8 protein-coding genes are annotated in these 10,523 nt (G+C 73.3%); 5 read left to right on the top strand and 3 right to left on the bottom strand.

From position 1 onward, the window contains the following. Window positions 1–310 precede the first annotated feature (310 nt). Window positions 311–964 (bottom strand): TetR/AcrR family transcriptional regulator, encoded by a 654-nt coding sequence (locus tag E1182_RS25565; RefSeq protein WP_132269871.1) that lies wholly within the window; start codon window positions 962–964, stop codon window positions 311–313. A gap of 183 nt (window positions 965–1,147) precedes the next feature. Here E1182_RS25565 and E1182_RS25560 point away from each other — a divergent pair, with 183 nt between their 5' ends. From E1182_RS25560 to atzF, 5 genes are read left to right on the top strand one after another with little or no spacing between them, the layout of a single operon-like run. Continuing rightward, window positions 1,148–2,740, top strand: a complete 1,593-nt coding sequence (locus E1182_RS25560; protein WP_132269868.1) for an amino acid permease — start codon at window positions 1,148–1,150, stop codon at window positions 2,738–2,740. Next, entirely contained in the window at window positions 2,737–3,549 is an 813-nt protein-coding gene (locus E1182_RS25555) for an urea amidolyase associated protein UAAP1 (RefSeq protein ID WP_132269866.1), read from the top strand. Before E1182_RS25560 ends, E1182_RS25555 begins: the two co-directional genes overlap by 4 nt. Next, window positions 3,546–4,169, top strand: a complete 624-nt coding sequence (locus E1182_RS25550) for an urea amidolyase associated protein UAAP2 (RefSeq protein ID WP_132269864.1) — start codon at window positions 3,546–3,548, stop codon at window positions 4,167–4,169. Before E1182_RS25555 ends, E1182_RS25550 begins: the two co-directional genes overlap by 4 nt. Window positions 4,170–4,186: 17 nt before the next feature. Beyond that, a complete protein-coding gene (gene uca, locus E1182_RS25545) occupies window positions 4,187–7,753 on the top strand; it encodes an urea carboxylase (RefSeq protein ID WP_132269861.1) in 3,567 nt (1,188 codons plus the stop codon). Further along, entirely contained in the window at window positions 7,750–9,420 is a 1,671-nt protein-coding gene (atzF, locus tag E1182_RS25540; protein WP_132269858.1) for an allophanate hydrolase, read from the top strand. The genes uca and atzF overlap by 4 nt, the downstream gene beginning before the upstream one ends. Window positions 9,421–9,512: 92 nt before the next feature. Here atzF and E1182_RS25535 read toward each other — a convergent pair whose 3' ends face one another. Then, the gene (locus tag E1182_RS25535; RefSeq protein ID WP_132269855.1) at window positions 9,513–10,175 is read right to left on the bottom strand and encodes a response regulator transcription factor; all 663 of its coding nucleotides are present in this window, start codon (window positions 10,173–10,175) and stop codon (window positions 9,513–9,515) included. After that, window positions 10,172–10,523, bottom strand: a 352-nt coding sequence (locus E1182_RS25530; protein ID WP_207921516.1) for a sensor histidine kinase, incomplete at its 5' end; no start/stop codon positions are given. The genes E1182_RS25535 and E1182_RS25530, both read right to left, overlap by 4 nt.

The raw sequence follows: 10,523 nt of genomic DNA, 5'->3' as shown, positions 1-10,523 counted from the left end.
CCGCACCACCGTGCGCAACAATTCCGACTAGCGTGATGCCAGCCACACTGCCGCCCATCAATCCGTTGGCGCTCTACACCGCCCTGGCCCGAAGCCGGCCACAGGACGACGTCAATCTCTTCGAGAGCCTCGACGGACCGGCCCGGGACCGACACGCCGCGGCGGTGGCTGGAGGAGCCTTCCGTGAGCCGCTCGATCCTGATCGTCTACCGGCCGGCGGCCGGCCGCTACGCCGCCCAGCTCCGCAGCATGGTCGCGGCGGCCACCAGGCCCGCTGGTCGTCGCGGGCGGTCACCCCTTCGGGGCCCGGCTACGGTTCGGACCGGGCGGCGATCATGGCCGCCGGCGGCCCGGCCGACCCGACGAGGCGCAGGGCCGCGGCGGCGACCGCGCGCTGCACCTGCTCGGGCGGCGGAAGGACCGGCAGGTCGCGGCGCATTCCGATGACGCTCTCCACCAGGCCGAAGACCAGGTCGCCGGTGATGTCGGGCTCCTCGACCGCGGCGGCGGCCGCGAGCCGGCGGTAGGTCAGGCGCAGCTGTTCGCGTTCGCGGCGGAAGCGGGCGAAGGGCTCGGAGGCGACCTCCGGCAGCGCGTACAGGATGCCGATGTTCCAGCGGGCGCCGAGCAGCACAGCGACGTCGTACCTGACCAGCTCGTGCAGGGCGGCTGCCGGCTCCAGCGACCGGTCGGCGAGTTCCCCCGCGTAGACGAGCGACGGGCGGACGGTGGCCTCGAGCAGTTCGGCGAGGATCTGTTCCTTGTTGGCGAAGTGGTAGTAGAGCGACGCCTGGCGGATCCCGACGGTTTCGGCGATCAGCCGGGTGGAGGTGGCGGCGTAGCCGCGCTGGGCGAAGAGTTCGGCGGCGGCGTCGAGAATCTCCTCCCGCGCGCTGGCGGTGGGGAGGCGCCGTGCGCCCGACCGGGGGCGTCCGACGGGGGCGGCCGGGGTTGACGACGTCACCCATGAATCGTCGCATGCCGGTCGCTTGTCGCCCTCCTGTCCTCCGCCTGCAACAAAGCTGCGGGATCCAGCAACGCAGGATTTACCAACGGGAAACCTCCGCCACCAGCCACTCCCGGAACCTGTCAACCGACAGGAATTAGCGGCGGGCGACGTCCGCCGCGTCGAGCCGAGGAGGCGGTCATGTCCCTTACCCCAGCTCCGCCCGCACCGCCCCCGTCCGGCTCGACCGGCCCCACCACGGATGCGGCGGATCTGCGCGGCTTCGGGTACGAGCCGGAGCTACGCCGCAGCATCGGCAGCTACGCGTCGTTCGCCGCCGGGTTCTCGTTCGTCTCGATCCTCACCACGGTCTTCCAGCTGTTCGCCTTCGGCTTCTCCTTCGGCGGCCCGGCCTTCTTCTGGACCTGGCCCCTGGTCTTCGCCGGCCAGTTCATGGTGGCGCTCAACTTCGCCGAGCTCGCCGCCCGCTACCCACTGTCCGGCTGCATCTACCAGTGGTCCCGGCGACTCTCCAACGCCGCGGTCGGCTGGTTCGCCGGCTGGGTCATGATCATCGCCCAGATCGCCACCGTCGCGGCCGCCGCGATCGCCCTGCAGGTGGTGCTCCCCTCCATCTGGTCCGGGTTTCAGCTCGTCGGCGGCGATCCGACGCTGACCTCGACGAGTGGGGCCACCAACGCCGTCATCCTCGGCTCGATCCTGATCGCGCTGACCACGCTGGTGAACGTCATCGGCGTACGGCTGATGGCGATCGTCAACAGCACCGGGGTGACCCTTGAGATCATCGGGGTGGCCGCGGTGGTGGTGCTCCTGCTGTTCAACGTCGAACGCGGCCCGGGCGTCGTCTTCGACACCGGCGGCACCGGCACCGGACTGGCGTACGTCGGGCCGTTTTTGGTCTCGGCGCTGATGGCGGCCTACGTGGTGGTGGGCTTCGACAGCGCCGGTGAGCTGAGCGAGGAGACCCGCGACCCGCGCCACACCGCCCCCCGGACGATCCTGCGGGCGCTGGCCGCCTCCGGCATCGGCGGCGGGCTGATGCTGCTGGTCGCGCTGATGGCGGCGCCGAGCCTCACCGACGGTCGGCTCGCCACCGAGGGTCTGCCGTACGTGCTGACCAGCCGGCTCGGCGAGACCGGCGGCCGGATCCTGCTGATCGACGTGGCGATCGCCATCACGGTCTGCACCCTGGCCATCCAGACCGCCGGCAGCCGGATGGTCTTCTCGATGGCCCGCGACGGCGTGCTGCCGTTCTCCGCCGCGCTGCGCAAGGTGTCGCCGCGCACCGGCACCCCGGCGTTGCCCGCCATCGTCGTCGGTGCCGGCGCGATCGGGGTGCTGCTGGTCAACATCGGTCAGGCCGCTCTGTTCACCGCCATCACCAGCGTCTGCATCGTCATGCTCTACATCGCGTACGCCCTGGTCACGGTCCCGCTGCTGGTGCGCCGGCTCAAGGGCTGGCCGAACGGCGAGCAGGCGGCGAGCACCGAGCGCGGCGGCGGGCTGTTCGCCCTCGGCCGGTTCGGGATCGTCGTCAACGCCCTGGCGGTGCTCTACGGCATCGGCATGATCCTCAACCTCGGCTGGCCACGGCAGGAGGTCTACGACCCCGCCGGCACCCACTGGTACCTGCACTACTTCTCGCTGTTGTTCGTCGGCGGCGCTCTGCTTCTGGGTGGGCTGGCCTACCTGCGCTACCGCACCCGTGCCCTGTCCCTGCACCCGCCGCGGCTGCCGTTCGCGACCGCCGTCGCGGAAGGAGAGACCGCATGACCGGCTCCACCGCCACCACCGCCGGTGCCCGTGAGCACGCCCGCGCCCAGGACGGAACCGTCGTCGAGTGCATGCCGATCGTGCCGGCCACCCGGCTCGGCGAGAACCTCACCTGGGCCGAGACGATCCCCGGCGGCGGCTACGCGAGCAAGCGGCTCGCCCGCGGCACCCGGCTGCGCCTGACCGACCCACACGGCGACGCCTGCGTCTCGGTGCTGCTGTTCAACGCCGACGAGCCGTGGGAGCGGCTCAACGTCGCCGACACCGTCAAGGTGCTCTGGCAGGCGTACGTCGGCGAGGGCCACCTGCTCCTCTCCGACCAGGGGCGGGTGCTCGCCTCGGTCACCGCCGGGGCACGGGACCGCTCCGACACCTTCTGCGGCACCTCCACCCGGGCCAGCAACACCGAACGGTACGGCGACGGCAGCCCGCACGGCCCGTCGCCCGCCGGCCGGGAACTGCTCACCCTGGCCGCCGCGAAACACGGCCTGACCCGCCGGGACCTGCCCCCGAGCATCTCCTTCTTCCAGGGGGTACGCGTCGGCGACGACGGCAGGTTCACCTGGCTCGGCTCGGCCGGCCCGGGAGGCAGCGTCGAGCTGCGCGCCGAGATGCCGGTCACGGTGCTGCTCGCCAACGTCCCGCACCCACTCGACCCGCGCGAGGCGTACACCTGCTCCCCGGTCGAGATCAGGGCCTCAAGCGGAGCACCCACCGCACCGACCGACCGGCTCTGGTCCCGCTCGCCGGAGGGCGAGCGCGCCTTCCTCAACACCGCCGACCACCTCACCGCCCGGGGGATCGCATGACCGCTCTGGTTGCGGGGACGACCGTTCTCGACGAGACCGTCGCCGCCCGCGCGCCCTGGTCGGCGATCGTGCGTCGCGGACAGGTGCTGACCATCGTCGACCTGCACGGCAACCAGGCCGTCGACTGCCTGCTCTACAACGCCGACGACACCGCCGAGCGGTACTCGGCACCGGACACCCTCGCCGCGCAGGGCGGCATCTTCCTCACCACCGGCAGCGTGCTGCGCTCCTGCGAGGGCCGGCCGCTGATGACCGTCGTGGCCGACGAGGTGGGCCGGCACGACACCGTCGGCGGCGCCTGCAGCCGCGAGTCCAACACCCTGCGGTACGGCCACCACACCAAGCACCAGCACGCCTGCGTCGAGAACTTCCTGATCGAGGGAGCCCGCTGGGGACTCGGCAAACGGGACCTGGTCAGCAACATCAACTGGTACATGAACGTCCCCGTGGACCCGGACGGCAGCCTCGGCATCGTCGACGGCATCTCCGCGCCCGGCCTGCGCGTCGCCCTGCGCGCCGAGATGGACGTCCTGGTCCTGGTGTCGAACTGCCCCCAGATCAACAACCCGTGCAACGGCTTCGACCCGACGCCGGTGCGCATGGTCGTCACCGCCCCCTGACGCGAAAGGACGGTCCCATGTTCGACACCCTGCTCGTGGCCAACCGGGGCGAGATCGCCAGCCGGGTCATCCGCACCGCCGCCCGGATGGGCCTGAAGACCGTCGCCGTCTTCTCCGATCCCGACCGGGCCGCCCCGCACGTGCGGGCGGCCGACCTGGCCGTACGGCTCGGCCCGGCCCCCGCCCGGGACAGCTACCTGCGCATCGACCGCGTTCTCGACGCGGCGAGCTCCACCGGCGCCGGCGCCGTGCACCCCGGCTACGGATTCCTCAGCGAGGACGCCGGATTCGCCACCGCCGTCGAGCAGGCCGGACTCGCCTTCGTCGGGCCGACACCCGCACAACTGACCGCCTTCGGCGCCAAGCACACCGCCCGGGACCTCGCCCGCGCCGCCGGAGTGCCGATGATCGAGGGAACCGGCCTGCTGTCCGGCCTCGACGAGGCGCTCGACGCCGCCGAACGCATCGGCTACCCGGTCATGGTCAAGGCCACCGGCGGGGGCGGCGGCATCGGCATGCAGGCCTGCCACACGCCGGAAGAGCTGACCGCCGCGTACGACCGGGTCGAGCGTCTCGCCGTGGCCAACTTCGGCAGCGGTGGTGTCTTCCTGGAACGGTTCGTGCAGCGGGCCCGGCACGTCGAGGTGCAGGTCTTCGGCGACGGCCGGGGCCGCGTCGTGGCGCTCGGTGACCGCGACTGCAGCCTGCAGCGCCGCAACCAGAAGGTGATCGAGGAAGCGCCCGCGCCGGGACTGCCGGACGCGGTCCGCGAACAGCTGCACCGCTCGGCGGCGGCGCTGTGCGCGTCGGTGCACTACCGGTCGGCCGGCACCGTCGAGTTCGTCTACGACGCCGAGCGCGAACAGGCCTCGTTCCTCGAGGTCAACGCCCGCCTGCAGGTCGAGCACCCGGTGACCGAGGAGATCCTCGGCATCGACCTGGTGGAGTGGATGCTGCGCCTGGCCCAGGGCGACGACACCGTCCTCGACACCCCCCGCCGGGCCAGCGGCGCCGCCGTCGAGGCCCGCCTCTACGCCGAGGACCCGACCCAGGGACACCGGCCCAGCGCCGGCCTGGTCACCGACGTGAGCTTCCCCGAAGGCGTCCGCGTCGACGGCTGGGTGGCGGCCGGCACCGAGGTGACCACCTCCTACGACCCGATGCTCGCCAAGGTGATCGTCAGCGCCGCGACCCGCGACGAGGCGTACGCGAAGCTGCGCGACGCCCTCGCCGCCACCCGCGTCGACGGCATCGAGACCAACCTCGGCCTGCTGCGCGCCGCCGCCGCCGACCCGGCGGTCCTGGCCGCGCGGCACTGCACCGCCACCCTCGCCGGGGTACGCGACGACGAGCCGCGCATCGTCGTCGAACGGCCCGGCACGCTGACCACCGTGCAGGACTGGCCCGGGCGCACCGGCCTGTGGGAGGTCGGCGTCCCACCGTCCGGGCCGATGGACGATCTGTCGTTCCGCCTCGGCAACCGGGCGCTGGGCAATCCCGAGGGCGCGCCGGGTCTGGAATGCACCGTCGACGGCCCGGCGCTGCGTTTCACCGCCCCGACCACGGTCTGCGTGACCGGCGCGGACGTGCCGGTCACCGTCGACGGCGTGCCGGTGCCGCGCTGGGAGCCGGTCGAGGTTCCGGCCGGCGGCGTGCTGGACGTCGGCCGGGCGACCGACGGTGGGCTGCGCAGCTACGTGCTGGTGGCCGGCGGCATCGACGTGCCGCGGTACCTGGGCAGCGCGGCCACCTTCACCCTAGGCCAGTTCGGGGGCCACGGCGGACGGGCGCTGCGCGTCGGCGACGTCCTGCGCCACGGCGACCCCACCGGACCGGTCGTCGGTCCGGTGCCGCTCGACCAGCGGCCGGCGATCCGGCGGGACTGGCGGATCGCCGTCACCGAGGGGCCGCACGCGGCCCCCGAGTTCTTCCTGCGCGCGGACATCGACGCCTTCTACGCCGCGCAGTGGCAGGTGCACTTCAACTCCGCCCGCACCGGCGTCCGCCTGGTCGGCCCGAAACCCCGCTGGGCGCGTACCGACGGCGGCGAGGCCGGGCTGCACCCGTCGAACATCCACGACACCCCGTACTCCGTCGGTGCGGTCGACTTCACCGGCGACGTGCCGATCCTGCTCGGACCCGACGGGCCCAGCCTGGGCGGATTCGTCTGCCCGGCCACCGTGGTCACCGCCGAACGCTGGAAACTCGGCCAGCTCAGCCCCGGCGACACCGTACGGTTCGTGCCGGTCTCCGACGACACCGCGGCGGCCCTACGTGCCCGGCGGCTCACCCCGGTCACGCCGGTGGTCAGCGGCGACGACGGTGTCCTTGCCCGCCGCGAGGCGACCGACGCCGCCCCGGCTGTCACGTACCGCCGCTGCGGCGACGACAACCTGCTCGTCGAGTACGGGCCGATGACCCTCGACCTCGGCCTGCGGATGCGCGGGCACGCGCTGATGGACCGGCTCCGCGCCGAGGGCCTGGCCGGTGTCGTCGACCTCACCCCCGGCATCCGGTCGGTGCAGGTCCACGTCGACCCCGACCGGCTGCCCGTACGCCGCCTGCTCGACCTGGTGCGCGAGGTCGAGGACGAGCTGCCCGCCACCCGCGACCTGGCGGTGCCGAGCCGGGTGGTGCACCTGCCGCTGTCCTGGGACGACCCGGCCACCCGGGAGGCGATCGCCCGCTACATGGCCGGCGTCCGTGACGACGCGCCCTGGTGCCCGTGGAACATCGAGTTCATCCGCCGGGTCAACGGCCTCGACAGCGTCGACGACGTCCACCGCACCGTCCACGACGCCAGCTACCTGGTGCTCGGGCTCGGCGACGTCTACCTCGGCGCGCCGGTCGCGACACCGCTCGACCCGCGGCACCGCCTGGTGACCACGAAGTACAACCCGGCCCGTACCTGGACGCCGGAGAACGCGGTCGGGATCGGCGGCGCGTACCTGTGCATCTACGGAATGGAGGGGCCCGGCGGCTACCAGTTCGTCGGCCGCACCGTGCAGGTGTGGTCGCGCTGGCGGCAGGCCGGCGGTTTCGAACCCGGTTCGCCGTGGCTGCTGCGCCACTTCGATCGGATCTCCTGGTACCCGGTGGGCGCCGAGGAACTACTCGACCTGCGCGCCGACGTCGCCGCCGGGCGACACCGGCTGCGGATCGAGGACGGCACCTTCCGGCTCGCCGACCACGAGGACTTCCTCGCCCGCAACGCCGCTTCCATCGCGGACTTCCGGCAGCGCCAGGCGACCGCCTTCGGGCAGGAACGCGCGGCGTGGGCGGCGGCCGGCGAGTTCGACCCGCGCCCCGAGCCGGAGGCGCCGCCGGCCGCCGGCGAGGTGACCGTGCCCGAGGGAGGCGCGCTGGTCGAGGCGCCGTTCGTGTCCAGCGTGTGGCGCGTCGACGTGCGCCCCGGCGACCGGGTCGTCGCGGGACAGCCGCTGCTCGCGCTGGAGGCCATGAAGCTCGAGACGGTGGTCACCGCCCCGCGGGACGGACACGTCGCGGACGTCCTCGTCACCCCCGGCGCCCAGGTCGCGCCGGGAAGCCCACTGCTCGTACTCGCCGGAGGGACCACCACATGACCCCGCAGGACCGTGTCCGCGACGCGTACGCCCGGCTCGCCCTCGGCGAGCGACCCGAAGCCTGGATCACCCTGCGCGAGCAGGGGGACGTGCTGGCCGACGCGGTCACCCTGGAAGCCCGCCTGGCGGCGGGCGAGAGCCTGCCACTGGCCGGGTCGCTGCTGGCGGTGAAGGACAACATCGACGTCGCCGGGCTGCCCACCACGGCCGGCTGCCCCGGGTACGCCTACCGGCCGGCCCGCAGCGCCCCGGCCGTCCAGCGGCTCGTCGACGCCGGGGCGATCGTGCTGGGCAAGACCAACCTGGACCAGTTCGCCACGGGGCTGGTGGGGACGCGGAGCCCGTACGGCGCGGTGCGCGACGTCCGCGACCCGCGGCGGGTCTCCGGTGGGTCCAGTTCCGGGTCCGCGGTGGCCGTGGCGTTGGGCATCGCCGACATCGCGTTGGGCACCGACACGGCCGGGTCGGGGCGGGTGCCGGCGGCGTTCCAGGGCATCGTCGGGAGCAAGCCGACTCGGGGCCTCGTGCCCGTCGAGGGGGTGGTGCCCGCGTGCCGCAGCCTCGACTGCGTGACCGTCTTCGCCCGCAACCTCGGCGCGGCACAGCAGGCGGTCTCGATCATGAGCGACCCGGTGTGGCCGGCGGACGCGCCCCTCGCGGCGCCGCCACGGCCGGTGGTGGCGGTGCCGGAACGCCACGAACTGGTCGGCATGTCGCAGGAGTGGCTCGACGCCTTCGACCAGGCCGCCAAGGCCCTGGAGACCGCCGGCGCCCGACTGCGGCCGATCCGGCTCGCGCCGTTCCTCGACGCCGCGAAGCTGCTCTACGCCGGTGGGTTCGTCGCCGAACGGTACGCCGCGGTCGGCGCGTTCGTCGACGCGCACCCCGACGACGTCGACCCGACGGTGGGGGCCATCATCTCCGCGGCCCGGGACATCCCCGCGCACGTGCTCGTCGCCGACACCGAGCGCCTGCAGCGGCTGCGCGCCGAGGCGATGGGTGCGTGGGGCGACGCGGACGCGCTGCTGCTGCCCACCGCCCCGATCCACCCCACGATCGCGGAGGTCGCCGCGGATCCGGTGGGCGTCAACGCGCTCGTCGGGACGTACACGAACTTCTGCAACCTGTTCGGTCTCGCCGCCGTCGCTGTCCCGGCCGGCGAGACCAGCGACGGACCCTTCGGTGTTCAGGTGATCACCCGGGGCTTCGCCGACGCGGTCGCGGCCGGCGTGGCCGCACTGCTGACCGGGGAGCCCGCTCCGGTCCCGGCCGCCGCCGGGCTGCGGCTGCTCGTCGTCGGCGCGCACCTGACCGGCCAGCCGCTCAACGGGCAGCTGACCGCGGTCGGTGGCCGGTTTGTCGGCCGGGTCCGCACCGCCGCCGAGTACCGCCTGCACGCCCTGCCGACCCAGCCGCCGAAGCCCGGTCTGGTCCGGGTCACCTCCGGCGGGGCGAGCATCGACGGCGAGGTGTGGGAGCTGCCCTCCGCCGCGCTCGGCCCGTTCCTCGCCGCGCTGCCGGAACCCATGGTCCTCGGGCAGGTACGGCTCGCCGACGGAAGCGCCGTCACCGGCTTTCGCTGCGAAGCCACCGCCACCGAGGACGCTGTCGACATCACCGCGCACGGCGGCTGGCTCACCTACCTCGCGTCACGGAGCGCCCGATGAACGCAGTCACCCTGCTCGCGCCTCGTCACGTCCTCGCCGACCTGCTGCTCCGCCGCCTGTTCCGGCGGTGGGCAGCGGCCACCCGCACCGGGTCACCGTCGGCGCGGCGTGGTCAGCCCCGACTCGTACGCCCACACGACCAACTGGGCACGGTCGCGGCAGTGCAGCTTGGTCATCGCCCGGTTGACGTGTGTCTTGGCGGTCAACGGACTGATCACCATGCGCTCGGCGATCTCGTCGTTGCTCAGCCCTCGGGCGACGAACTCGACGATCTCCCGTTCCCGGGCGGTCAGCAGGCTCCGGCCGGCCGCCGGTTCGGCGGGCGGCTGGCCGGCGAGGAACTCGCTGATGACCGTACGCGTGACCGCCGGGGCGAGCAGTGCGTCGCCGCGAGCCACGACGGCGATGGCCTGCAGCAGATCGGCGGGGTCGGCGTCCTTGAGGAGGAACCCGCTGGCGCCCGCGCGGAGCGCGGCGAAGACGTAGGAGTCGAGCCCGTAGTTGGTGAGGATGAGCACGCGTACCGCGGCCAGGTCGGGGTCGGCGGCGATGCGCCGGGTGGCCTCGATGCCGTCAAGTCCCGGCATCTGCACGTCCATCAGCACGACGTCCGGCCGTAGGCGTCGCGACAGGTCGACTGCGGACGCGCCGTCGGCGACCTCACCGATGACCTCCAGGCCGTCCTCGGCGTGGAGCAAGGCCCGGAATCCGGCGCGCATCAGAGCCTGGTCGTCGGCGAGCAGGACCCGGATCATGTTGAATCGCCCAGCGGGAACGTGGCCCGTACCCCGAACCCACCGCTGTCGCGCGACGCGGCCTGCAGCGTGCCGCCCAGCCCGGTGACCCGTTCCCGCATGCCACGCAGGCCCACTCCTGGGGTCACCGGTCCGATCGGCGACGCCTGACCGTCGTCGGTCACGCAGACGGTCAACTGCGCCGGGGCGTACTCGACGTGGACCTGCGCGGTGGCGGGGCCGGCGTGGCGGGCGACGTTGGTCAGGGCCTCCTGGACGACGCGGTAGCCGGCCTGGTCGACCTCGGCGGGCAGTTCCCGGGGCTGACCGGTGACGGTCACGTGCACCGGTACGCCGGCAGCCCGGGTC

The organism is Micromonospora sp. KC721 (genome assembly GCF_004348355.1).
In the GTDB taxonomy this organism is placed as follows: domain Bacteria; phylum Actinomycetota; class Actinomycetes; order Mycobacteriales; family Micromonosporaceae; genus Micromonospora.
The sequence above is the reverse complement of the archived record's forward strand: the minus strand, read 5'-3'. Positions and strand labels throughout refer to the sequence as shown.